This is a genomic window from Azonexus fungiphilus, from assembly GCF_003634965.1.
GTDB lineage: Bacteria > Pseudomonadota > Gammaproteobacteria > Burkholderiales > Rhodocyclaceae > Azonexus > Azonexus fungiphilus.
Genome location: NZ_RBXP01000013.1, coordinates 126,483 through 150,251 on the forward strand (window position 1 = coordinate 126,483; position 23,769 = coordinate 150,251).

25 protein-coding genes are annotated in these 23,769 nt (G+C 64.4%); 14 read left to right on the forward strand and 11 right to left on the reverse strand.

What is annotated here, in order from left to right; all coding sequences use genetic code 11:
* Window positions 1-41 precede the first annotated feature (41 nt).
* The 5 genes from DFR40_RS06095 to ilvB form a co-directional block, all read right to left on the reverse strand.
* Window positions 42-1,589: a 2-isopropylmalate synthase gene (locus tag DFR40_RS06095; protein ID WP_121457601.1), complete on the reverse strand. Its 1,548-nt coding sequence runs from the start codon at window positions 1,587-1,589 to the stop codon at window positions 42-44.
* Window positions 1,590-1,604: 15 nt separating this feature from the next.
* The gene (gene pssA, locus DFR40_RS06100; RefSeq protein WP_121457602.1) at window positions 1,605-2,357 is read right to left on the reverse strand and encodes a CDP-diacylglycerol--serine O-phosphatidyltransferase; all 753 of its coding nucleotides are present in this window, start codon (window positions 2,355-2,357) and stop codon (window positions 1,605-1,607) included.
* 180 nt (window positions 2,358-2,537) lie between these two features.
* The gene (ilvC, locus tag DFR40_RS06105) at window positions 2,538-3,554 is read right to left on the reverse strand and encodes a ketol-acid reductoisomerase (protein WP_121457603.1); all 1,017 of its coding nucleotides are present in this window, start codon (window positions 3,552-3,554) and stop codon (window positions 2,538-2,540) included.
* A gap of 25 nt (window positions 3,555-3,579) precedes the next feature.
* Window positions 3,580-4,071: an acetolactate synthase small subunit gene (gene ilvN, locus DFR40_RS06110; RefSeq protein ID WP_076095010.1), complete on the reverse strand. Its 492-nt coding sequence runs from the start codon at window positions 4,069-4,071 to the stop codon at window positions 3,580-3,582.
* Window positions 4,072-4,089: 18 nt separating this feature from the next.
* The gene (ilvB, locus tag DFR40_RS06115; protein ID WP_121457604.1) at window positions 4,090-5,790 is read right to left on the reverse strand and encodes a biosynthetic-type acetolactate synthase large subunit; all 1,701 of its coding nucleotides are present in this window, start codon (window positions 5,788-5,790) and stop codon (window positions 4,090-4,092) included.
* A 119-nt stretch (window positions 5,791-5,909) separates the two neighbouring features.
* Between ilvB and DFR40_RS06120 the strand changes: the two genes are divergently transcribed.
* From DFR40_RS06120 to DFR40_RS06135, 4 genes are read left to right on the forward strand one after another with little or no spacing between them, the layout of a single operon-like run.
* Window positions 5,910-6,470: an RNA polymerase sigma factor gene (locus tag DFR40_RS06120; protein ID WP_121457605.1), complete on the forward strand. Its 561-nt coding sequence runs from the start codon at window positions 5,910-5,912 to the stop codon at window positions 6,468-6,470.
* 5 nt (window positions 6,471-6,475) lie between these two features.
* Window positions 6,476-6,859, forward strand: coding sequence for a DUF3619 family protein (locus tag DFR40_RS06125; protein WP_170160169.1), 384 nt, complete (start codon window positions 6,476-6,478; stop codon window positions 6,857-6,859).
* Window positions 6,829-7,341 carry a DUF3106 domain-containing protein gene (locus DFR40_RS06130; protein ID WP_121457607.1) on the forward strand — a complete coding sequence of 171 codons (513 nt, stop codon included), beginning with the start codon at window positions 6,829-6,831 and terminating at the stop codon, window positions 7,339-7,341. The genes DFR40_RS06125 and DFR40_RS06130 overlap by 31 nt, the downstream gene beginning before the upstream one ends.
* A gap of 15 nt (window positions 7,342-7,356) precedes the next feature.
* A complete protein-coding gene (locus DFR40_RS06135; protein WP_121457608.1) occupies window positions 7,357-7,821 on the forward strand; it encodes an RDD family protein in 465 nt (154 codons plus the stop codon).
* Here DFR40_RS06135 and lptG read toward each other — a convergent pair.
* Both lptG and lptF read right to left on the reverse strand, forming a co-directional pair.
* Window positions 7,771-8,859, reverse strand: a complete 1,089-nt coding sequence (lptG, locus tag DFR40_RS06140; RefSeq protein ID WP_121457609.1) for an LPS export ABC transporter permease LptG — start codon at window positions 8,857-8,859, stop codon at window positions 7,771-7,773. The genes DFR40_RS06135 and lptG overlap by 51 nt on opposite strands.
* Window positions 8,856-9,941 (reverse strand): LPS export ABC transporter permease LptF, encoded by a 1,086-nt coding sequence (gene lptF / locus DFR40_RS06145; protein ID WP_121457610.1) that lies wholly within the window; start codon window positions 9,939-9,941, stop codon window positions 8,856-8,858. Before lptF ends, lptG begins: the two co-directional genes overlap by 4 nt.
* A gap of 72 nt (window positions 9,942-10,013) precedes the next feature.
* Between lptF and DFR40_RS06150 the strand changes: the two genes are divergently transcribed.
* From DFR40_RS06150 to DFR40_RS06170, 5 genes are all read left to right on the forward strand, one after another.
* Window positions 10,014-11,510 (forward strand): leucyl aminopeptidase, encoded by a 1,497-nt coding sequence (locus DFR40_RS06150; protein ID WP_121457611.1) that lies wholly within the window; start codon window positions 10,014-10,016, stop codon window positions 11,508-11,510.
* Window positions 11,507-11,929 (forward strand): DNA polymerase III subunit chi, encoded by a 423-nt coding sequence (locus DFR40_RS06155; protein WP_121457612.1) that lies wholly within the window; start codon window positions 11,507-11,509, stop codon window positions 11,927-11,929. The genes DFR40_RS06150 and DFR40_RS06155 overlap by 4 nt, the downstream gene beginning before the upstream one ends.
* A 7-nt stretch (window positions 11,930-11,936) precedes the next feature.
* Window positions 11,937-12,290: a hypothetical protein gene (locus DFR40_RS06160; protein ID WP_121457613.1), complete on the forward strand. Its 354-nt coding sequence runs from the start codon at window positions 11,937-11,939 to the stop codon at window positions 12,288-12,290.
* A gap of 65 nt (window positions 12,291-12,355) precedes the next feature.
* Complete coding sequence (locus DFR40_RS06165) at window positions 12,356-15,310, forward strand: valine--tRNA ligase (protein WP_121457614.1); 2,955 nt, start codon at window positions 12,356-12,358, stop codon at window positions 15,308-15,310.
* Window positions 15,310-15,798 carry a hypothetical protein gene (locus DFR40_RS06170; protein WP_121457615.1) on the forward strand — a complete coding sequence of 163 codons (489 nt, stop codon included), beginning with the start codon at window positions 15,310-15,312 and terminating at the stop codon, window positions 15,796-15,798. Before DFR40_RS06165 ends, DFR40_RS06170 begins: the two co-directional genes overlap by 1 nt.
* Before the next feature lie 37 nt (window positions 15,799-15,835).
* Here DFR40_RS06170 and pabB read toward each other — a convergent pair whose 3' ends face one another.
* Genes pabB through DFR40_RS06185 form a run of 3 tightly spaced genes read right to left on the reverse strand, consistent with a single transcriptional unit; the run spans window position 15,836 to window position 19,292 of the window.
* Entirely contained in the window at window positions 15,836-17,581 is a 1,746-nt protein-coding gene (pabB, locus tag DFR40_RS17355; RefSeq protein WP_342767610.1) for an aminodeoxychorismate synthase component I, read from the reverse strand.
* Complete coding sequence (locus DFR40_RS06180) at window positions 17,578-17,805, reverse strand: sulfurtransferase TusA family protein (protein ID WP_121457617.1); 228 nt, start codon at window positions 17,803-17,805, stop codon at window positions 17,578-17,580. Before DFR40_RS06180 ends, pabB begins: the two co-directional genes overlap by 4 nt.
* Window positions 17,806-17,843: 38 nt before the next feature.
* Window positions 17,844-19,292 carry a beta-barrel assembly-enhancing protease gene (locus DFR40_RS06185; protein WP_121457618.1) on the reverse strand — a complete coding sequence of 483 codons (1,449 nt, stop codon included), beginning with the start codon at window positions 19,290-19,292 and terminating at the stop codon, window positions 17,844-17,846.
* Window positions 19,293-19,358: 66 nt separating this feature from the next.
* On the opposite strand from DFR40_RS06185, the gene moaC reads away from it, so the two are divergent.
* From moaC to soxZ, 3 genes are read left to right on the forward strand one after another with little or no spacing between them, the layout of a single operon-like run.
* The gene (gene moaC, locus DFR40_RS06190) at window positions 19,359-19,841 is read left to right on the forward strand and encodes a cyclic pyranopterin monophosphate synthase MoaC (RefSeq protein WP_121457619.1); all 483 of its coding nucleotides are present in this window, start codon (window positions 19,359-19,361) and stop codon (window positions 19,839-19,841) included.
* An 11-nt stretch (window positions 19,842-19,852) separates the two neighbouring features.
* Complete coding sequence (gene soxY, locus DFR40_RS06195) at window positions 19,853-20,329, forward strand: thiosulfate oxidation carrier protein SoxY (RefSeq protein WP_121457620.1); 477 nt, start codon at window positions 19,853-19,855, stop codon at window positions 20,327-20,329.
* Between the two features lies 1 nt (window position 20,330).
* Window positions 20,331-20,642: a thiosulfate oxidation carrier complex protein SoxZ gene (gene soxZ / locus DFR40_RS06200; protein WP_121457621.1), complete on the forward strand. Its 312-nt coding sequence runs from the start codon at window positions 20,331-20,333 to the stop codon at window positions 20,640-20,642.
* A gap of 69 nt (window positions 20,643-20,711) precedes the next feature.
* Here soxZ and DFR40_RS06205 read toward each other — a convergent pair whose 3' ends face one another.
* Window positions 20,712-20,915 carry a cold-shock protein gene (locus DFR40_RS06205; RefSeq protein WP_028994647.1) on the reverse strand — a complete coding sequence of 68 codons (204 nt, stop codon included), beginning with the start codon at window positions 20,913-20,915 and terminating at the stop codon, window positions 20,712-20,714.
* A gap of 272 nt (window positions 20,916-21,187) precedes the next feature.
* Between DFR40_RS06205 and clpS the strand changes: the two genes are divergently transcribed.
* Together clpS and clpA are read left to right on the forward strand one after the other, a co-directional pair.
* The gene (gene clpS / locus DFR40_RS06210) at window positions 21,188-21,496 is read left to right on the forward strand and encodes an ATP-dependent Clp protease adapter ClpS (protein ID WP_121457622.1); all 309 of its coding nucleotides are present in this window, start codon (window positions 21,188-21,190) and stop codon (window positions 21,494-21,496) included.
* Window positions 21,496-23,757 (forward strand): ATP-dependent Clp protease ATP-binding subunit ClpA, encoded by a 2,262-nt coding sequence (gene clpA / locus DFR40_RS06215; protein ID WP_121457623.1) that lies wholly within the window; start codon window positions 21,496-21,498, stop codon window positions 23,755-23,757. Before clpS ends, clpA begins: the two co-directional genes overlap by 1 nt.
* The last annotated feature ends 12 nt before the right edge of the window (window positions 23,758-23,769 follow it).

Sequence of the window (23,769 nt, forward strand, 5' to 3'; positions counted from 1 at the left end):
AGCCGCGCTCACGGGCGCGGCTTTTCACGCATCCCGCCGGTTCAGATGTCGTCGCCCTGGGCGCGCACCTTGTCGAGCGTCGATTCGAGCTTGTTCAGCGCATTCAGGTAGGAACGCGCCGAGGCGATGACGATGTCGGTATCGGCCCCGTTGCCATTGACGATGCGGCCGCCCTTGGCCAGGCGCGTGGTCACCTCGCCCTGGGCATCGGTGCCGGTGGTGATCGCATTGACCGAGTAAAGCAGCAACTCGGCACCGCTGCCGGCAATGCTTTCGATCGCCTTGAAGGTCGCATCGACCGGCCCGCCGCCGCTGGCCTCGGCCTTCTGCTCGACGCCGCCGACGTTGAGGATGACCGTCGCCTGCGGCATCTCGCCGGTTTCCGAGGTGACCCGCGAATAGACCAGCTTGTAATGCTCCTGCTCCGGCGTCACGACCTCGTCGGAGACCAGCGCGTGCAGGTCCTCGTCGAAAATCTCGTGCTTGCGGTCGGCCAGCTCCTTGAAACGGGCGAAGGCAGCATTGAGCGCCTCGTCGCTGTCGAGTTCGATGCCGAGCTCGACCAGCCGCGACTTGAAGGCATTGCGCCCGGAATGCTTGCCGAGCACCAGCTTGTTCTGCGTCCAGCCGACATCCTGGGCGCGCATGATCTCGTAGGTCTCGCGATGCTTGAGCACGCCGTCCTGGTGGATGCCGGACTCGTGCGCAAAGGCATTGGCGCCGACGACGGCCTTGTTCGGCTGCACCGGGTAACCGGTGATCTGCGAAACCAGCTTGGAGGCAGCGACGATCTGCGTCGTGTCGATGCGCGTCTCGACCGGGAAGACGTCGGCACGGGTACGCACGGCCATGACGATTTCTTCGAGCGCGGCGTTGCCGGCGCGTTCACCGAGGCCGTTGATCGTGCATTCGACCTGGCGGGCACCGGCCAGCACGGCAGCCAGCGAATTGGACACGGCCAGGCCGAGGTCGTTGTGACAGTGCACCGACCACACCACCTTGTCCGAGTTCGGCACACGCTCGATCAGCTGGCGCATGGTTTCGGCGTACTGCGAGGGAATGTTGTAGCCGACCGTGTCGGGCACGTTGATCGTCTTCGCGCCGGCCTTGATCACCGCTTCGAAGATGCGGCACAGGAAGTCGATTTCCGAACGCCCGGCGTCCTCGGCCGAGAACTCGACGTCATCGGTATACTGCCGCGCCCAGCCGATCGCCCTGACCGCCTGCTCGACCACCTGGTCGGGGCTCATGCGCAGCTTCTTCTCCATGTGGATCGGGCTGGTCGCGATGAAGGTGTGGATGCGCCCGGACTTGGCCGGGCGGATCGCCTCGCCGGAGCGGGCAATGTCGTTCTCGCTGGCGCGGGCCAGCGAACAGACCGTCGAATCCTTGATCGCCTGAGCGATCGCCTGGATCGATTCGAAGTCGCCGGGCGAGGCAGCGGCAAAGCCGGCCTCGATCACGTCGACGCGCATCTTCTCGAGCTGGCGGGCGACGCGGATCTTCTCCTCGCGGGTCATCGAAGCGCCGGGGCTTTGTTCGCCGTCGCGCAGGGTGGTATCGAAAATGACGAGATGCTGCTTGCTCATGGACGACTCCGGAAATTACTGGGCCTTGCGCTTGAGCAGGCCGACAGCGGCCAGCACATAGCCGGACAAACCATAGACGACGAAGAAACCGAACAGGGCGATCTCCGGGCTGTAGGCGACCAGCGCGAAAACCAGGGCGATCGCGGCAATGGCGAAGAAAGGCACGCTCTTCTTCAGATTCACATCCTTGAAGCTGTAGTAGCGGATGTTCGAGATCATCGTCACGCCGGCAAAGATGGTCAGCACGCAGGCCAGCCAGCGGACATCCTCACCGGGCACGCCGGCGACGATCATCACCCAGACCAGACCGGCAACCAGCGCCGCGGCAGCCGGCGACGGCAAGCCCTGAAAGAAGCGCTTGTCCATCACCTCCAGCGTCGTATTGAAGCGCGCCAGGCGCAGGGCCGCGCCAACGCAATAGATGAAGGCGGCGATCCAGCCGAGCCGGCCGAGATCGCGCAGCGCCCATTCGTACATCACCAGCGCCGGCGCGGCGCCGAAGCTGACCATGTCCGACAGCGAATCGTATTCCGCTCCGAAGGCCGACTGCGTATTGGTCAGGCGGGCAACGCGGCCGTCGAGGCCATCGAGGACCATGGCGATGAAGATCGCCATCGCCGCCCGCTCGAAATCGCCCTGCATCGCCTGCACGATGGCGAAGAAGCCGGCGAACAGCGCCGCCGTGGTGAACAGGTTGGGCAGCAGGTAGATGCCGCGCCGTTTGACTTCAGGATTGAACAGGGCTTTGCGAGGTTTGAGTTCGGTCATGGGCAGCAAGGAAAAGCTGGAACGGTGCAAGGATACACCCTTCCCACAAACAATTCGGGCGGTGCAGTTACCTACACCGCCCAAAGCGTCAAAGCGAACACGGAGCCAGGTGCGCGGGCGAAGCCAGTACCTCAGTACGGCAAGCCCGGGCAACGACGCCCCGTGGAGCCAGCGCCAACCTTAGTTCTTGGATTGGTCGACCAGCTTGTTCTTCTTGATCCACGGCATCATGTCGCGCAGCTGGCCACCGACCGTCTCGATCGGATGGACGGCGTTCAGGCGACGACGCGCCGTCATGCTCGGGTAGTTGGTACGGCCCTCGAGGATGAACATCTTGGCGTACTCGCCGGTCTGGATGCGCTTCAGGGCGTTGCGCATGGCTTCGCGCGACTGCTCGTTGATGACTTCCGGACCGGTCACGTACTCACCGTACTCGGCGTTGTTCGAGATCGAGTAGTTCATGTTGGCGATGCCGCCTTCGTACATCAGGTCGACGATCAGCTTCAGCTCGTGCAGGCACTCGAAGTAGGCCATTTCCGGCGCGTAGCCGGCTTCGACCAGGGTCTCGAAGCCCATCTTGACCAGCTCGACGGCGCCACCGCAGAGAACCGCCTGCTCACCGAACAGGTCGGTTTCGGTTTCTTCGCGGAAGTTGGTCTCGATCACGCCACCCTTGGTGCCGCCGTTGGCAGCAGCGTAGGACAGGGCGATGTCCTTGGCCTTGCCGGACTTGTCCTGGTAGATGGCGATCAGCGACGGCACGCCGCCGCCCTTCAGGTACTCGGAACGCACGGTGTGGCCGGGGCCCTTGGGGGCGACCATGATCACGTCGAGGTCGGCACGCGGCACGACCTGGTTGTAATGCACGTTGAAGCCGTGGGCGAAAGCCAGGGTCGCGCCCTGCTTGATGTTCGGCTCGACGTCGTTCTTGTAGACCTCGGGGATGTTCTCGTCCGGCAGCAGGATCATGACGAGGTCGGCAGCAGCGACGGCGTCCTTGACCTCGGCAACCTTGAGACCGGCGCCTTCGGCCTTGGCCCAGGAAGCACCGCTCTTGCGCAGGCCGACCGTGACGTTGACGCCGGAGTCGCGCAGGTTCTGGGCGTGGGCGTGGCCTTGCGAGCCGTAGCCAACGATGGTGACGTTCTTGCCCTTGATCAGGGAGAGGTCGGCGTCCTTGTCGTAATAAACTTTCATGAATCCCTCTTGTGAAAAGCAGTAATCAGACTTTGAGAATACGATCGCCACGACCGATGCCACAGACACCGGTACGGACGGTTTCGAGAATCAGGCCAGCGTCGAGGCCGGCGATGAAGGAATCGAGCTTGGTGCTCGCCCCGGTCAGCTCGATGACATAGGTCGACTCGGTGACATCGATGATGCGGCCGCGGAAGATATCGGCCATCCGCTTCATCTCTTCGCGATCCTTGCCGGTCGCCCGGACCTTGATCAGCATCAGCTCGCGCTCGACATGCGCGGCCTCGGAGAGATCGACCACCTTGACGACATCGACCAGCTTGTTGAGCTGTTTCGTGATCTGCTCGAGCACCTCGTCGGAGCCGGAGGTCAGGATGGTCATCCGGGACAGCGAGGGATCTTCCGTCGGTGCCACGGTCAGCGATTCGATATTGTAGCCGCGGGCCGAGAACAGGCCGGCGACTCGGGACAAGGCGCCCGATTCGTTTTCGATCAGGATGGAAATGATGTGTCGCATGTTCTGTTCCTTACCTGCTTACAGTTCTTCGGCCAGGATCATTTCGGTCAGACCCTTGCCGGCAGCGACCATCGGGAAGACGTTGGCACCCGGGTCGATGATGAAATCCATGAAGACCAGGTCGTCCTTGTGCTCGGTGAAGGCCTTGCGCAACGCCGGCTCGACGTCTTCCGGCTTCTCGATGCGCATGCCGACGTGGCCATAGGCCTCGGCCAGCTTGACGAAGTCGGGCAACGAGGTGACGTAGGATTGCGAATAACGCTTCGAGTAGAACATCTCCTGCCACTGGCGAACCATGCCGAGCATGCCGTTGTTCAGGTTGATGATCTTGACCGGCAGACCGTACTGCTTGCAGGTCGACATTTCCTGGATGCACATCTGGATCGAACCTTCGCCAGTGACGCAGGCAACCTGCGCGTCCGGATTGGCCATCAGCACCCCCATGCCGTACGGCAGGCCGACGCCCATGGTGCCCAGACCGCCGGAATTGATCCAGCGACGCGGCTTGTCGAACTTGTAGTACTGCGCGGCGAACATCTGGTGCTGACCGACGTCGGAGGTGATGAAGGCATCGCCACCGGTCACTTCGTAGAGTTTCTCGACGACGAACTGCGGCATGATGTGATTCGACTGGCGATAGGCCAGCGACTTGCGTCCGCGCCATTCGTCGATCTGCTTCCACCAGTCGGCGACTTCCGGATCGGTCTTGCAACCGGCGTCGAGCAGCTTGAGCATTTCGTCGAGGACATCCGGGACATTGCCAACGATCGGCACGTCGACCTTGACGCGCTTGGAGATCGACGACGGATCGATGTCGATATGGATGACGCGGCGCTTCTCGCTACCGAAGTGTTCAGGGTTGCCGATGACGCGGTCGTCGAAGCGGGCACCAACGGCCAGGATCACGTCGGCATAGTGCATCGCATTGTTGGCTTCGAAGGTGCCGTGCATGCCCAGCATGCCGACGAACTGGCGGTCGGTCGCGGGGTAGCCGCCCAGACCCATCAGCGTGTTGGTCACCGGAAAATCGAGCTTGCGGGCCAGTTGCGTCAGCTTGTCGGCTGCATCGGAGAGGATCACGCCACCGCCGGTGTAGATGATCGGCCGCTTGGCTTCCTGCAGCATCTGCACGGCCTTCTTGATCTGGCCGAGATGTCCCTTGACGACCGGATTGTACGAACGCATCTGGATCGTCTTCGGGTAGTCGAATTCGCACATCTGCGCCGTGATGTCCTTCGGAATATCGACGACGACAGGACCAGGACGACCGGTTGCGGCGATGTGGAAGGCCTTCTTGATCGTGATCGCCAGATCCTTGACATCCTTGACCAGGAAATTGTGCTTCACGCACGGCCGGGTGATGCCGACCGTATCGCACTCCTGGAAGGCATCCTGGCCGATGTAGGCAGTCGGAACCTGACCGCAGAGCACGACCATCGGAATCGAATCCATGTAGGCGGTGGCAATACCGGTCACCGTGTTGGTGACGCCCGGACCGGAGGTCACCAGGGCGACGCCGACCCGTTGCGACGAGCGGGAATAGGCATCGGCGGCATGGACCGCAGCCTGCTCGTGACGGACCAGGATGTGCTTGACCTCATCCTGCTTGAAAAGGGCATCGTAAATGTGCAGCACGGAACCGCCGGGGTATCCGAAAACACAGTCAACCTTTTCTTCCTGCAGGCACCTGATTACAATTTCCGCACCGCTGATCATCATACTCGAGCCCAAAAAGCTGTTAACCTAAAAGGGCGTAACCATAATCGACAGCCCCCGGGGCGGTCAAGGTTTCTCCCTCGCCCCCACCCTCGCCCGCTTCCTCTGCCGAAAGCACCGTCCTGGCCGCACCGCACCAGCTCTCCGCCTTCCTCGAAACCATCGAGCGCCGCGCATTCAAGCAGGCGATCTACGCGGTACGCGACGAAGAAGCTGCCCTCGACATCGTTCAGGATTCGATGATGAAACTGGCGGAGAAGTACGGCGACCGCCCGGCCGAAGAGTTTCCGATGCTCTTTCAGCGGATTCTGCAAAACACCATCCGCGATTTTTATCGGCGCAGCAAGGTCCGGGCGCTCTGGACCACAGCGCTCTCGGCTTTCGCTTCCGATGACGACGACCAGGACCCGCTCGAAATCCTGCAGGCAACACAGGCACTGGGCCCGGCCTGGACGCCCGAAAGCGAACTGCTGCAAAGCCGGACGCTGGCGCTGATCGAGGGCGAACTGAAAAAACTGCCACCGCGTCAACGCGAGGCTTTCGTCATGCGTTACTGGGAAGAAATGGACGTCGCCGAGACAGCCATCGCCATGGGGTGCTCCGAAGGAAGCGTCAAGACTCACTGCTCGCGGGCAACACATACGCTGGCTGCTGCACTGGCAGCCAAGGGGATCAGACTATGACTGCAATGGACGAAGAAAGACAGGCCTACCGGCTGAAACTGGCCCTCGACCATGGCCTGAAGGATATCGCACCGGCCTCGGCGCGCCGGCTCGAGGCCGCCCGCCACCTGGCGCTGAGCAAGCAGAAATCGCCGGAGCAGCGACTGCTGGCCCTCGGTAACCATGGTGGCACAGGCCTGACGTTCGGACATGGCGGCGGCTTGCGTCAACTGCTGGCAGTCGGCGCGCTGCTGCTCGGCATGTGGCTTTCGTTCTACTGGCACGGCGAACGCTATGTCAGCGAAGTTACCGAAACCGACCACGCGCTGCTGACCGACGAATTGCCGCCCGATGCCCTGCTCGACAAGGAACTCCTCGAATGGTTGATCGACGATTCCTCGGACGACTAGCGCTCGGCCTGCTGCTGGCATTCGCCCTGCCAACGGTGGCAACGCCGCCAACGACGGCTGTACTTGGCACACCGCCGCAACCGGAATGGACAGCCCTGAAACCAGGGCAAAAGAAAATCCTGGCACCGCTGGCCGATGAGTGGCCGCACATGGAACACGTCCGCCGCAAGCAGTGGCTGATGACGGCAGAACGCTACCCGTCGATGACCCGAACAGAGAAGGAGCGCGTCCAGAAGCGCATGCGCGACTGGGTACGTCTGACCCCCGAGCAACGCGCCAAAGCGCGCGAGAACTACCGGGGAATCAAACACCTGCCGGAAGCCAGGAAAGAAACGATCAAGAAAAAATGGTCGGCCTACGAGAACCTGCCCGATCAGGACAAGCAGGGTGTTCGCGAGCGGCACAAATCGGCTATCCTTCTCGCCCCGCCACCTGCGCCGGAATCAGCGAACAGCGACGAACCCGCCTCTGCCGCCCGCTAAGCCGGCCCCGACCCGATGATTCAAGATTCCTCCAGCCTCGGCCGCCGCCTGGGTGCGATGCTCTACGAGAGCCTCGTCGTCTTCGCCATCCTGCTGGCATTTTTCCTGTTTCCACAAACCATCCTGCAGGGTTTCGGCTTCCACCCCGCCGGCCGGTTGCAGTGGCTGCACGTGTTTCTTGTCCTTCTCGCCTATTTCGGCTGGTGCTGGCTGCACGGAGGACAGACCCTGCCGATGAAGACCTGGAAGCTGCGCGTCGTTGACAGCGCCGGCGGCCCGCTGCGACCGCTGCAGGCAGTGCTGCGCTACATGGCTGCCTGGCCGAGCCTGCTGCTGTTCGGCATCGGCATCTGGTGGGCGTTGTTCGACCGCGAAGGGCAGTTCCTGCATGACCGGATCGCCGGTACGCGCATCATCCGGGTCCTCGACTCAGCGCCGCTCGACCCACCAGATCAGCACGCCGGCCGCCAGAAGAAATAGCGCCGATGGCGCGGCCGCGCTGGCGAAAGGCGGCCAGGCATTGATCACGCCGAGATTGGAAAACAGCCCGTTGAGCGCATAGAAGGCGATGCCGAGCATGACACCGCCGAATATCTTGAGGCTGACGCCGCCAACCCGGTCGTGCGAGTAACCGAACGGCAAGGCAAGCGTGACCATGACCAGGGAAGCCAGCGGATAGAAGATTTTCTTCCAGATGGCGATCTCGTAGCGCTCGGTACTCTGCCGGTTATCCGACAGGTGACGCGTATAGCCGAACAGGTCGTAGAGCGACATCCGCTCCGGCGCCACCATCAGTACCGAAAGCAGGTCGGGCGTGATCGACGACTGCCAGACATCGCTTTCCAGACGCTCGACGCTCGCCCGCTCGCCGGCCAGGGTCGTCCTGACCACCTCGCTCATCAACCAGCCCTTGCGTTCGGCAAACGCCGCCGCCTTGGCCTCGACGACTGACTGCAAGGCATTCTGGTCGTCGAAACTGTAGATGCGGACATTCTCCAGATAGCTCTCGCTGATCGCGTTGCGAATATTGATGAAATTCCGCCCATCCTTGACCCAGATGCCGCTGAGGAAACCCTGCTGGGCAAAGGTTTTGTTCAGGGCTTCGGCTTTCAGTTCCTGCTCGTAGCGGTCGGCAACCGGCACCAGCAGTTCGCCGACCAGAAAGGTGACCAGGACCAGCGCCGCCGCCGCCCGGTAAAGGGTGGTCAGCAATTGCCCGGTCGACAATCCGGATGCACGCAAAACCGTGATTTCCGAATGCCGCGCCAGCGTCGCCAGGGCGTACAGCGTGCCGATCAGACAGGCCACCGGAATCAGTTCGTAGATCAGCCCGGGCAACGAGAAGACAACGAAGAGCGCCGCCGCCATCGCGTCGTAGCGTCCGCGACCGACACTGCGCAACTCCTCGACGAAATCGAAGAAACTGAACAGGGCGACGAAGGCAAGCAGCACCAGGGCGATCGCCATCAAGGTTTCACGTACCAGGTAGCGCTGGTGGATATTGCCCCGGAAAATCATGCCACCCGCCTTTTCTGCCAGATGAACGAACCGGTCAACCGGCCGCGGAAGAGGATCAGCAGCGGCAACAACATGACCAGATGCGGCAGCAGCAGGCCGACTGCAAACGGCAACTTGTCGCCGGTAACCCAGGCCTGCGAGATCGAGATCAGATTGCTGTAGATCGCATAGACGATGATCGCGATCAGCAGGTTGGCCGAGCGCCCGGCACGCGGATTGACGTAGGAAAGCGGAATCGCCAGCAGGGCAAGAATCACCGCCGATATCGGGATGGCGATGCGACCGAGCAGTTCGCCACGCATCTCGGGTTCAGGCATCGAAACCAGGTCGAGGAGTGGGACACGCCGTGGAATCTGACGGATGGGACGGGCATCGCCATCCTCGGTGCGCACCGCGTAGCGGGCAAAGTCCATCACCCGGAAGGCAGCGCTCCCCGGCTCGACCTCGTAACGCCGGCCGCTCTCGAGGACCAGGAAACGATCGCCGTTTTCGCGCACCTCGACACCACCGGCATCGGAGACGACAACCCCGAGCTTGCCTTCCTGCATCGAGGCGATGAAAACGTTGCCGATACGCCCGGCCTTGTCGTCCATGCGCTCGACGAAATAGACCTGGCGACCGCCGCGTACTTCCTTGAAGGCACCTGCCGCCACCGAGGACAGTTCGGAACGCGCCGACAATGCCGCCTCGAAATTGCCCTGCGCCAGGTTGGCCCAGGGCGAAAGCACCAGCGACAGGGCAGCGACGGCGATGACGATCGGCATCGCGAAGCGCAGCACCGGACGCAACCAGCGGGTCAGCGGCATGCCACTGGACAGCCAGACCACCATTTCGGAGTCGCGGTACATCCGCGACAGCGACAACAGGACGGCGACGAACAGCGTCAGCGTCAGCAGCATGGGTAAGAAACGCACCGCCGCAAAAGCCAGCATCGCCAGCACCCCCTCGGGCGCAAGCGAGCCGCCGGCAGCATCCTTGAGCAGGCGGATCAACTGGACGGAGAGGACGATGGCCAGCAGGACAACGCTGATGCCAGCTGCTGCCTGGGCGAATTCGCGCCGTGCGGCACGCTCGAATATCATGCTTTGACGAAACCGAAAAAATACGTGGATAATCCACGGGATGCCGATATTTCCCTGGGACAGGAGCAGCGCGTGGAATTTAGCATAAAAAGCGGAAGCCCGGAAAAGCAGCGTTGTGGCTGCGTCATTGTCGGAATCTTCGAGCACCGCCGCCTCAGCCTGGCCGCCGAACTGCTCGACAACGCCAGCGGCGGCCAGATCAGCGACATCCTGCGACGCGGCGACCTGAACGGCAAGGCTGGCACCTCGCTGCTGCTGCACAATCTGCCCGGCACCCTCTGCGACCGCGTGCTGCTGGTTGGCCTGGGCAAGGAAAAGGAATTCCGCGAGAAGGATTACAGTGCCGCCGTCCGTCACGCGATCAAGGCGCTGGCCGACACCGGCACCCAGGATGCGGCGCTGTTCCTCACCGAAATCACCGTGCGCAAGCGCAGCATCGCCTGGCGCATCCGCCAGGCGGCGCTGAACGCACTGACCGCGCAATACCGCTTCGACCAGTTCAAGAGCAAGCAGGATGATGCCCGTCGCCCGCTGCGCCGGCTGACGCTGATCGTCGAGCGCCGCAACGAGCTGGCGACCGCCGAAACCGCCCTGAAGCAGGGCATAGCCATCGGCGAAGGGATCGCGCTGACGCGCGACCTCGGCAACCTGCCGCCCAACATCTGCCACCCGACCTACCTGGCTGAGCAGGCGCAGGCGCTGGCCGGTGAATTCGGCCTCGACTGCGAGATCCTCGGCCGCGACGAGATGGCCGAACTCGGCATGCACTCGTTGCTCGCCGTCGCCCGCGGCGCGACCCAGCCGCCGCGGCTGATCGTGCTGCACTACCGGGGAGGCGGCAAGTCGGCGCGCCCGCTCGTCCTGGTCGGCAAGGGCGTCACTTTCGACACCGGCGGCATCTCGCTCAAGCCGGGCGCCGAGATGGACGAAATGAAATACGACATGTGCGGCGCTGCCAGCGTGCTCGGTACGCTCAAGGCCGTGGCCGCGATGGCTCTGCCGATCAACCTGACGGTAATCGTGCCGGCGACCGAGAACATGCCCGACGGCAACGCCACCCGTCCGGGCGACATCGTCACCTCGATGTCCGGCCAGACCATCGAGATCCTCAACACCGACGCCGAAGGCCGGCTGATCCTCTGCGACGCGCTGACCTACGCCGAACGCTTCGATCCCGAAGTCGTCATCGACGTCGCCACCCTCACCGGTGCCTGCGTCGTCGCCCTCGGCAATGTCGCCAGCGGCTTGTTTGCCAACAAGGACGGGCTTGCCCGCGACCTGCTCGAGGCCGGCGAGGAAACCGGCGACCGCGCCTGGCAGATGCCGCTGTGGGACGATTACCAGGATCTCCTGAAAAGCCCCTTCGCCGACATGGCCAACATCGGCGGCCGCTGGGGCGGGGCGATCAGTGCCGCCTGCTTCCTGGCACGCTTCACCAAGAAATACGACTGGGCCCACCTCGACATCGCCGGCACCGCCTGGACCTCCGGCAAGGACAAGGGGGCGACCGGGCGGCCGGTGCCGCTGCTGACGCATTTCGTGATGCAACGCGCGGGACAGCTCGATTGACCCAGGTTTTCTTCTACCACGGCGCCTCCGACCGCATTGCCGCCGCCTGCGCGCTGATCGGCGGCGCCTGGGCCAAGCGCAAGCCGCTGCTGGTCTATGCGCCGGACAAACCGGTCGCCGAGAGCATCGACCGCCTGCTGTGGACGCGCGACCAGCTCAGCTTCATCCCGCATTGCCGGGCCGACTCGCCGCTCGCCGCCGAAACGCCGATCCTGATCGCCGAGCGGCTCGCCGCCGATGCCGGCGGCGAGCGCCTGATGAACCTGGGCAACGCCATTCCCCAAGGTTTCGAACGCTTTGCCAGCCTGATCGAGGTGGTCGGCCAGGCCGACGACGAACGCCAGGCCGCCCGCGAGCGCGTACACCAGTACAAGTCGCTCGGCTGCGAAGTCCGCTATTTCGACCTCAGCGACCGCTGACCCGGCCATGCCCAGCCCCATCCTCGCCCGCGCCGACGCCCTGATGCAACGCCGCCACCTGGCCGCGGGCGACAGCGAGGAAGTCCCGGTCCTGACCGACGCCATCGACATCGACGACGACATCCCGGTGCTCGTCGATGTCGCACCGCAACCGGCGGCGACCGACACGCCTGCGACGCCGACGCCTGCGGCCGATCCGGCAACCCCAGCGGCGACGCTCGACACCGCCTGGGGCGAAGCCCTCGCCGAGGAACTCGGCCGGCGCATCGAAGCCCGCCTGCTGGCGGAAATTCCCCGAATCGTCGCGTCGACCGTCAGCGAACTGCTCGGCGAACAGGAAGCCCGCAACAAGCGCGACTGAACGCCCGGCGAAGGCGCTGGCGGCTCCGGTATAATTGCCGGTTTTCCCCTTTCTCCGCCAAGTCCATGGAACTCGCCAAAGCCTTCGAACCCGCCGATATCGAACGTCGCTGGTATCCCGAGTGGGAAACCAGAAATTACTTCGCGGCCGGCGTCGACCGCAACAAGACCGACAATTTCTGCATCCAGCTGCCGCCACCCAACGTCACCGGCACGCTGCACATGGGTCACGGCTTCAACCAGACGATCATGGACGCGCTCACCCGCTACTACCGGATGCGCGGCCACAACACGCTGTGGCAGCCGGGCACCGACCACGCCGGCATCGCCACCCAGATCGTCGTCGAGCGCCAGCTCGACGCGCAGGGCATTTCGCGCCACGACCTCGGCCGCGAGAAGTTCCTGGAAAAGGTCTGGGAATGGAAGGAATACTCGGGCGGCACGATCACCCGCCAGATGCGCCGCATGGGCACCAGCCCGGACTGGACGCGCGAGCGCTTCACGATGGATGCCGGCTTGAACAAGGTCGTCACCGAAACCTTCGTCCGCCTCTACAACGAAGGCCTGATCTACCGCGGCAAGCGCCTGGTGAACTGGGACCCGAAGCTGCACACGGCCGTTTCCGACCTGGAAGTCGTGCAGGAGGAAGAAGACGGCTTCATGTGGCAGATCCGCTATCCGCTGGCCGACGGCTCGGATAGCCTGGTCGTCGCCACGACGCGCCCGGAAACCATGCTCGGCGACACCGCGGTGATGGTGCATCCGGAAGACGAACGTTACAAGCACATGATCGGCAAGCTGGTGAAGCTGCCGCTGACCGGCCGCGAAATCCCGATCATCGCCGATTCCTACGTCGATCTCGAATTCGGCACCGGCTGCGTCAAGGTGACGCCGGCGCACGACTTCAACGACTACGCGGTCGGCCAGCGCCACAACCTGCCTATGGCATCGATTTTGACGCTGGATGGAAAGATTGAAACGAATCAATTCCCCCAAGCGCGCCAAGTCCGTGAAGCTTTTGGTCAAGCCAGGATTCCAGTTGGCGAAACCAGGGTCGCTCACCAAGCCCCGAGCTATGCAGTCATGGAAATTCTTGAAGCAATTCCGGACGCCTACGTTGGAAAGGACCGCTTCGAGGCTCGGAACCTAATTGTGGACGACCTCGAAAAGGGTGGCTACTTGGTCAAGGTCGACAAGCACAAGCTCAAGGTGCCGCGCGGCGACCGCACCGGCGTCGTCATCGAGCCGATGCTGACCGACCAGTGGTTTGTCGCCATGTCCAAGCCGGGCGACGACGGCAAGTCGATCACGGAAAAGGCGCTTGAGGTTGTCCATTCCGGCGAGATCAAGTTCTACCCGGAAAACTGGGTGAACACCTACAACCAGTGGCTGAACAACATCCAGGACTGGTGCATCTCGCGCCAACTGTGGTGGGGCCACCAGATTCCGGCGTGGTACGGCGAGAACGGCGAGACCTTCGTCGCCCACAGCGAGGAAGAAGCCCGCGCCGCCGCCGTCAAGTCGGGCTACACCGGCGCCCTGAGCCGCGACGAGGACGTCCTCGACACCTGGTTCTCGTCCGCCCTGTGGCCGTTCTCGACGCTGGACTGGACCGGCGACGCAGCCGTCGACGCCGCCAACCCGCTGCTCAAGCAATATCTGCCGTCGTCGGTGCTGGTCACCGGCTTCGACATCATCTTCTTCTGGGTCGCGCGCATGGTCATGATGACCAAGCAGATCACCGGCAAGATCCCGTTCAAGCACGTCTATGTGCATGGCCTGATCCGCGACGGCGAAGGCCAGAAAATGTCCAAGTCGAAGGGCAACGTGCTCGACCCGATCGACCTGATCGACGGCATCGGCGTCGACGCGCTGGTCGAAAAGCGCACCTTCGGCCTGATGAACCCGAAGCAGGCCGAGAGCATCGCCAAGAAGACGAAGAAGGAATTCCCGGAAGGCATCCCGGCCTTCGGTACCGACGCGCTGCGCTTCACCTTCGCCTCGCTCGCCTCGCCCGGCCGCGACATCAAGTTCGACCTGAATCGCTGCGACGGCTACCGCAATTTCTGCAACAAGCTGTGGAACGCCACCCGCTTCGTGCTGATGAACGTCGAAGGCCACGACCTGGCGCTCGACCACCAGCAACTGGCGGGCGGCGCCTGCGCCGTGCCCGAGGGCGAAGCGCGCCTCGCCTTCAGCTTCGCCGACCGCTGGATCGTCAGCCAGCTGCAGCGCGTCGAGCAGGAAGTCGAGCGCCACTTCGTCGACTACCGCTTCGACCTGATCGCCCAGGCCATCTACAAGTTCGTCTGGGACGAGTTCTGCGACTGGTACCTGGAAATCGCCAAGGTCGAGATCCAGACCGGCAACGAGGCCCAGCAGCGCGGCGCCCGCCGGACCCTGATCCGCACGCTGGAAGCCATCCTGCGCCTGGCCCATCCGCTGATCCCCTTCGTCACCGAGGAACTGTGGCAGACCGTGGCGCCGATCGCCGGTCGCAAGACGCACGACTCGATCATGCTCGCCGCCTACCCGCGTGCCGACCTGGCGCGCCTCGACCCGGCTTCCGAAGCCAAGGTCGAGCGCCTCAAGGCGCTGGCCTACGCCTGCCGCAACCTGCGCGGCGAGATGGGCCTGTCGCCGGCGCAACGGACGCCGCTGCTGGTTGCCGGCGGCGGCGAGGAAATCGCCGAGTTCGCCCCGATCCTGGCCGCCCTGGCCAAGCTTTCCGAAGTCCAGATCGTCGCCGACATGCCGGAAGACGCGATGGCGCCGGTTGCCGTCGTCGGCGAAACCCGGCTGATGCTCAAGGTCGAGATCGACGTCGCTGCCGAGAAGATCCGCCTGGCCAAGGAAATCGAGAAGCTGGAAAAACTGATCTCGATCGCCCAGGGCAAGCTGTCCAACGAGAGCTTCGTTGCCCGCGCCCCGGCCGCGGTGATCGACCAGGAGCGCCAGCGCGTCGCCGAGTTCACGGCCACCCTGGAAAAACTCAAGCCGCAACTGGCGAAGCTCGGCTGATGGGCGCGCCGCAGCACAGCGAACGCTTCTCGGCGATCTTCAGCGCGCTGATGGTGTTCTGCGTGCTGGTCTGGCTCTGGGGCCTCGGGCTGTTCATGCTGTGGCCGTGGCAGAAGGGCGGCGCATGGCTGCCCGACTACCCGATCGCCGTGCGCTGCGCCGACGGCCAGACCTGCGCCGTCCCGGTCGGCCAGCTGGCCGCCGCCCGCGCCGACGGCCGGGTGAGCTCGCTGCTTCCCGCCGAGGAAAGCGGCGAAACCGCCTACGAGATGATCAACGTGCAGTGGAAAACGCTGCCCGGCGGCATGCAGGTCAAGGCCTCGGCCTGGAACTTCCAGACCACGGTGCGCTACCGGATCGACAACGAGACGCCGGTACTCGTCGAATACCAGGAAATCGGCGGCAAGGTCTTCCTCTACGCGCTGCTCGGCGCCCTCGTCTCGCTCGCCCTGCTCTACCTGAACAAGCGGCGCCAGGCTGCCGGCTGAAAAATCCCCGGATTTGACGGTCGACCGTCAGATTCGCCTAAATTTCGCCGTCCGGCCGCAAGTCGACGGGAACCAGGCCGCGCAGCGCGTTGCCCAGCCAGAAGCCATCGGCCAGATCGGCCGGCGACAACACCGCCTCGCGCGCCCGGCCGCTCGCCAGCAAGCTGGCGCGCAGCACGCCGGGCAAGGCACCGCTGCTCACCGGCGGCGTCAACAGGACGCCGTCGCGCTCGACAAAGACGTTGCTGCGCGCGCCTTCGGCCACCTCGCCGCGCTGGTTGAGGAAGATCACGTCGAAACAGCCCGCCGGCAGATCGCGCAGGGCCGCGTCGTAGTCGGCCCGGGCCGTCGTCTTGTGGCGGCGCAGCGGATCATCGGCAGCGATCCGGGTTGCCGCCAGCAGCGCCTGCTGGCGCGTCGGCGGCGTCGCCTCGAGCGGGAAGGAAGCGACTTCGAGATCGCCGTCGCGCCCGAGCGTCAGCCGCACCCGCCAGGCACCGCCAGCCGGCTGGCCGGCCAGCTCGCGGCAGAGCGCCTGCTCGTCGAGGGCAAAACCGAACCACTCGGCCGACCGGCGCAGGCGCGCCAGGTGACCGGCCCACATCGGATAGATGCCGCCTTCGCGGCGCAGCGTCTCGATCAGCCGCAGGCCGGGCTCGCAGCCGCGCAGGAAACCGCTCTTGAGCCGGCATTCGGCCCATTCGGCGGCCGCCTGCGAATCGGCGACGATGCCGCTGCCGACGCCCATGCGGCCGCGCCCGCCGGCCTCGAGCGCGAGCGTGCGGATGGCGACGTTGAGGCGGAAATCGCCGTCCGGCGCCAGCCAGCCGAAGGCGCCGGTATAGATGCCGCGCGCCGCCGGCTCCAGCTCTCCGATGATCTGCATGGCGCGGATCTTCGGCGCGCCGGTGATCGAACCACAGGGAAACAGCGCCGCCAGGATTTCGGCGAAGCGCCGGCCGGGAACCTCGGCCGAGATCTCGGAGACCATCTGGCGCACCGTCGGGTAATCCTCGATGTCGAACAGGCGATCGACGCGGACGCTGCCGCCGGCGGCGACGCGGCCGAGGTCGTTGCGCAGGAGATCGACGATCATCAGGTTCTCGGCACGATCCTTGACCGAATCGCGCAGCGCCTGCGGCGGCTCGGCCAGCGGCGCGGTGCCCTTCATCGGCCGGGTCCGCAGGCGGTCGCCGCGGCGCTCGACGAACAGCTCGGGCGACAACGAGACGATGCCGGCGCCGGCGTCGCCGACGAAGCCGCCGTAGCGCACCGGCTGCCGCTGGCGCAGCCGGGCGTAGAGATCGATGGGGGTGCCGAACCAGTCGAAATCGACCGGGAAGGTGAAATTCACCTGGTAGCAGTCACCGGCGGCAATCAGCGACTGGATGCGGTCGACCGCAACATGGTAGGCCGCCGCGTCGAGCGTCTCGCGCCAGCCGCCGACGCCGGCCGGCAAGCCCGGCGCCTGGTCGGCCAGCCAGGCCTCGGCGGCAGCACCGTCGAGCTGCCGGCATTCACGGAAACGCCAGAAACGCGCCAGCGGCCGCCCGTCCGGCTGCCAGCCCGGCGGCGCCGAGCGCGGCTCGAGCAGGTAGCCGAGTTCGTAATCGAGCGCGACGACGGTCCACGCCGGCAGCCGCTCCAGTTCGGCCAGCGCCGCGTCGAGGCTGTCACGGTCGACGGCCGTCAGCAGCGAAAAATGGCCGGCGAAATGCCAAGCGGCGGGTTCGCCCGCAGGCGCCCGCCGATCTTCGAAAAACGCGGTGAATCCGGTGCTTATTTGCGCTTCAGGAAATACTCGAAGACGCGCTCTTCCTCGCGCTGCTCAAGCAGTTCGTTGCCGGTCTGCTTGGCGAAGGCGGGAAAATCCTTGAGCGAGCCGGGATCGGTCGCCAGCACGCGCAGCACCTGCCCGGATTCCATCTCGGCCAGGGTCTTCTTGGTGCGCAGGATGGGCAGCGGGCAGTTCAGCCCCTTTACGTCGAGTTCGCGGTGAAATTCCATGGTCGTTCAAGAGTGAGGTCGAGCCGGCGATTTTACCCTCAATTGCGTTTTTCCTTGAGTTCCTCGAGGCGCTGCAGCTTCAGCTCACGCATGCGGGCGTCGATCGACGACATTTCGTAGAAATCGGCATCGCCGGCACGGCGGGCAATCTCCAGCTGCTCGATGGCGCCGGCGGTCTGCCCCTGCAGCGCGAAAACCTCGGCCAGCGCACGGTGCTGCATCGCCTGCCGGCCCAGACCGGCATAGGCAGCGCCGCGCTGGCGATGCAGGCGGATGTCGGTGGCGCTGCTTGCCAGCTGCTGGTCGACAAAACGCAGCGCCTCGCGGAAACGGCGGCTTTCCAGCAAGGCATCGGCATAGCCATGCACCAGCGCCTTGTTCAGCGGGTAACGGGCAATCGCCTCGCGGTACAGGCGCAGGCCTTCGTCGGCCTTGCCCTGGGCGACGCGGACGTCGGCCGCCAGCCGCTCGAGCATCGCCGCCGGCTGGCCGAGCCCGCGTGCGGCGTCGATCTCGCGCTGCGCCGCCGGCCAGTCGCGCGCCCGGAAATACGCATAGGCCAGGCCGTAGCGCGCCGCCGCCTCGGCCGCGAACTTGCGCTCGGCAAGCTGCGCCGCCATCTCCTTGACCGCATCGGCCGGCCGCCCCTGCATCGCCCGCAGACGCGCCCGGACCAGATGGAACTCGAGACTGTCCGGCACCTGCCGGTAACCCAGCCCCTGCTCGCGGTTCTGCATGTCGGAAAGCCGCTCGGTGGTCAGCGGGTGGGTGCGCAGGTAGGCGGTGGCGTTGTTCTCGTAGAGCCGCACCGACTGGCGCAGGCGCTCGAAGAACAGGGCCATGCCGCGCTCGTCGAAGCCGGCCTTGCCGAGCATCTCGAAACCGAGGCGGTCGGATTCGCGCTCGAAATCGCGCGAATAGGCAAGCTGCGCCGAAATCGCGCCGGCCTGGGCGGTGGCGATCGCGGCGCTGGCCGCCTGCGAGTTCGACCGGGCAGCCAGCAGGCCGAGCCCCATCGCGACCATCGAGGCGATGCCGATCCGCTTCGACTGGAACAACTGGCGGGCGATGTGGCGCTGGGTCACGTGCGACAGCTCGTGGGCGAGCACGCCGGCGAGTTCGGATTCGCTCTGGGCCGCCAGCAACAGGCCGGTATGGACGCCGATGTAGCCGCCCGGCATGGCAAAGGCGTTGATGCTCGGATCGTTGATCGCGAAGAACTCGAAGCCGAAGCCGGGATCCTGGCTGAAGCCGGCAAGCCGGCCGCCGAGCTGGTTGAGATAGGCTTCGACGTCGTAGTCGTCGAGATAGCTGGCTTCGCGCAGGCGGATTTCCTGCATGATCTGCTGGCCGATGCGTTTCTCCGTCAGCACCGAAAGATCGTCGCTCGAGACCTCGCCGAGTTCCGGCAGGTTCTGCGCGCCGGCAGGCGGAACCGCCAGCAGCGCGGCCAGCAGGAAAGCGGGGAGGCGTCGGGTCAGAAGCATGGATGCTATGATAGCGCAGCCTTCCCGGCCGACTGCCGGGCACTTCGTAACCAACCGTAAGCCACCGTGACCGATTCCCCCCTGACCCATTTCGACAGCGCCGGCCAGGCCCACATGGTCGACGTCGGCAGCAAGCCCGAAACCGCCCGCCTGGCCCGTGCCGCCGGCAGCATCACGATGCAGCCGGCCACCCTGGCCCTGATCCGCGACGGTTCGGCGAAGAAAGGCGACGTCCTCGGCATCGCCCGCATCGCCGCGATCCAGGCCGCCAAGCGCACCGGCGAGCTGATCCCGCTCTGCCATCCGCTGGCACTGACCCGGGTCGCCGCCGAATTCACCATCGACGACGCCGCCAGCGCCGTCCATTGCACGGTGACCGCCGAATGCCACGGCCGTACCGGTATCGAGATGGAAGCGCTGACCGCCGCTTCGGTCGGCCTGCTCACCATCTACGACATGTGCAAGGCCGTCGATCGCGGCATGCGCATCGACAACGTCCGCCTGATCGAGAAACTGGGCGGCAAGTCGGGACACTGGCAAGGCAACTGACAGGGACCACCATGAACGAACTCCGCAGACACCTCCTGCGCGGCGGCGCATCCGCCGGCCTCCTGCTGCCGCTGCTCGCCAGCGGCCTGCTCGCCCCCGGCCGGGTCTTCGCCGCCGACGCCTGGAAACGCGAGGCCTTCGCCGCGCGCAGCTCGGCCGACGCGCTCAAGCATCTGAACATCGCCGGCAGCACCGAGACCCGCGACATCGTCATCAGCGCCCCGGAAATCGCCGAGAACGGTGCCAAGGTTGAGGTCGACATCCTCAGCAACCTGGCCAACACGCGCAGCCTGCTGCTTCTCGCCGACAAGAACCCGATGCCCCTGTGCGCCGAGATCAGCTTTTCCGGCAACGCCCTGCCCTACGCGCGGATCCAGCTGAAGCTGGCCGAGACCACCCGCGTCCGCGCCATCGCCCGTGGTGCCGATGGCCGGACGCATGTCGCATTCCGCGAAATCAAGGTCACCCTCGGTGGCTGTGGAGGTTGAAATGAGCGAAGCCAGTCGAATCCGCGTACAAATCCAGGGCGACATCGCCGACATCCGCGTACTCATGCAGCACCCGATGGAAACCGGGCAACGCCGCGACGAAGGCGGCAAGGCCGTGGCCGTGCATTTCATCCAGACCTTTGCCGTCCGCCTCAACGGCCAGCCGCTGATCGACGGCCAGTTGAACACCTCGGTCTCGAAGAATCCGCTGTTCGCGTTCAAGGCGCGCAACGTCAAGGTCGGCGACAAGCTGTCGGTGCATTGGACCGACAACACCGGCGCCCAGCGCCAGGACGAGATAACGGTCGCCTGACAGCGCGCACGGTCAACGAAAAAAAGCCCGTCGAAACGACGGGCTTTTTGCTTTCCGGCTATCCGCGGATCAGGCGCGCTGGATGTTGGAAGCTTGCTTGCCCTTCGGGCCTTGCACCACTTCGAAGGAAACCTTTTCGCCTTCCTTCAGGGTCTTGAAGCCATTCATGTTGATGGCGGAGAAATGCGCGAAGAGGTCTTCGCTGCCATCATCGGGCGTGATGAAACCGAAGCCCTTGGAATCATTGAACCACTTGACAGTACCGATTGCCATGTTTGCTACTTTCCTACAAAAAGCTAACGAATTTCCGGGTCTCCCCGACTCCCTGTTTGAGCTCAACGACCCGGCACGCGTGGTACCCGTGATGCAGCGTGAATCCAAACACAGCCGTTTTTTACGCCAGTTGAATTTTTCCGTCAACAAATTTGAATGCCGCAGCGCAGCAATCCACGGGCAAGGGAATTGCTTGGTCTGGTGCAGGAATGCGGCCACCGGCAGAAGCTAGCGTGGTTGCAGATTGGGACGGACTGTATAGAATCGAACGCATGGCTACGAAGATTCAGGAAGGCGGACAACTGGAGGCCCTGCGAAGCAGGCTGCAGCCGCCGCGGATGTACAAGGTGGTGTTGCTGAACGACGATTACACGCCGATGGATTTCGTCATCACCGTTCTGCAGCGTTTTTTTTCGTTGGACACTGAACAAGCGACGCGAATCATGCTCAAAGTTCACAACGACGGTCGCGGCACCTGCGGGGTTTTCCCGCGAGACATCGCAGCGACCAAGGTGGAACAAGTCTCGGCATACGCCCGCCAACATCAACACCCGCTCGCCTGCATCATGGAGGAAAACTGATGATTGCCCAGGAACTCGAAGTCAGCCTGCACATGGCCTTCGTCGAGGCGCGCCAGAAGCGCCACGAGTTCATCACCGTCGAACACCTCCTGCTCGCGCTGATCGACAATCCGTCGGCGGCCGACGCACTGCGCGCCTGCGGCGCCAAACCGGATGTCCTGCGCAAGGACCTCAACAACTTCATCAACGAACACACGCCGACGGTCGCCGGCGAGGACGACATCGACACCCAGCCGACGCTCGGTTTCCAGCGCGTCATCCAGCGCGCCATCCTGCACGTGCAGTCGTCCGGCAAGAAGGAGGTCAACGGCGCCAACGTGCTGATCGCGATCTACGGCGAGAAGGACTCGCACGCCGTGTACTTCCTGCAGAAGCAGGGCGTCACCCGGCTCGACGTGGTCAATTACATCTCGCACGGCATCAGCAAGGTACCGCAACAGCAGAAGGCGACACCGGAGGGCGAGGTCGAGACCGAAGGCGAGAAGGCCGAGGCCGGTCCGCTCGAGCAATACACGATCAACCTCAACGCGCTCGCGCTGCAGGGCAAGATCGACCCGCTGATCGGCCGCGACAAGGAGCTCGAGCGGGTCATCCAGACCCTCTGCCGCCGGCGCAAGAACAACCCGCTGCTGGTCGGCGAGGCCGGCGTCGGCAAGACGGCGATCGCCGAAGGCCTGGCGCGCAAGGTGGTCGAGGGTGACGTCCCGGAGATCCTGGCGCAGGCCAACGTCTATTCGCTGGACATGGGTTCGCTGCTCGCCGGCACCAAGTACCGCGGCGATTTCGAACAGCGCCTGAAGGGCGTCCTCAAGGCGCTGCAGGACAACCCGAACGCGATCCTGTTCATCGACGAGATCCACACGCTGATCGGGGCCGGCTCGGCCTCGGGCGGCACGCTCGACGCCTCCAACCTGTTGAAGCCGGCGCTCTCGTCGGGCCAGCTGAAGTGCATTGGCGCCACCACCTACACCGAGTTCCGCGGCATCTTCGAGAAGGACAGCGCGCTGTCGCGGCGTTTCCAGAAGATCGACGTCAATGAGCCCTCGGTCGCCGAAACGATCGAGATCCTCAAGGGCCTGAAGGCGCGCTTCGAGGCGCACCACGGGATCAAGTACTCGACCACGGCGATTTCGTCGGCAGTCGAATTGTCGTCGCGCTACATCACCGACCGCCACCTGCCGGACAAGGCGATCGACGTCATCGACGAGGCTGGCGCGGCCCAGCGCATCCTGCCCAAGTCGAAGCAGAAGAAGACGATCGGCAAGACCGACATCGAGGAAATCGTCGCCAAGATCGCCCGCATTCCGTCGCAGCATGTCTCGATGGACGACCGCGGCGCGCTGAAGAACCTCGACCGCGACCTGAAGGCCACCGTCTTCGGCCAGGACAAGGCCATCGACGCGCTGGCCAAGGCGATCAAGATGGCCCGCTCCGGTCTCGGCAATCCGGGCAAGCCGATCGGCTCCTTCCTCTTCTCCGGCCCGACCGGCGTCGGCAAGACCGAGGTTGCCAAGCAGCTGGCCTACTGCCTGGGTGTCGAACTGCAGCGCTTCGACATGTCCGAGTACATGGAACGCCACGCCGTCTCCCGGCTGATCGGCGCCCCCCCGGGCTACGTCGGCTTCGACCAGGGCGGCCTGCTGACCGAAGCGATCACCAAGAAGCCCTACTGCGTGCTGCTCCTCGACGAAATCGAGAAGGCGCACCCGGACATCTTCAACATCCTGCTCCAGGTCATGGACCACGGCACGCTGACCGACAACAACGGCCGCAAGGCCGACTTCCGCAACGTCGTCATCATCATGACCACCAACGCCGGCGCCGCCGACCTGCAGAAGTCGTCGATGGGCTTCACCGCGAGCAAGGAAGCCGGCGACGAGATGGCCGAGATCAAGCGGCTGTTCACGCCCGAGTTCCGCAACCGGCTCGACGCCACAATTTCCTTCCGCCCGCTCGACCACGAGATCATCCTGCGCGTCGTCGACAAGTTCCTGATGCAGCTCGAAGAACAGCTGCACGAGAAGAAGGTCGAGGCGCACTTCAGCGACGCGGTCAAGGAAATGCTCGCCGCCAAGGGTTTCGATCCGCTCATGGGCGCGCGGCCGATGGCCCGGCTGATCCAGGACACGATCCGCTCGGCGCTGGCCGACGAGTTGCTGTTCGGACGCCTGGCCAGTGGCGGCAAGGTCACGGTCGACCTCGACGGGGACGGAAAAATCCGCCTCGACTTCGAGGAAGAAAAAGCCGAAGTCGTCGTCTGAGGATTGCCTGCC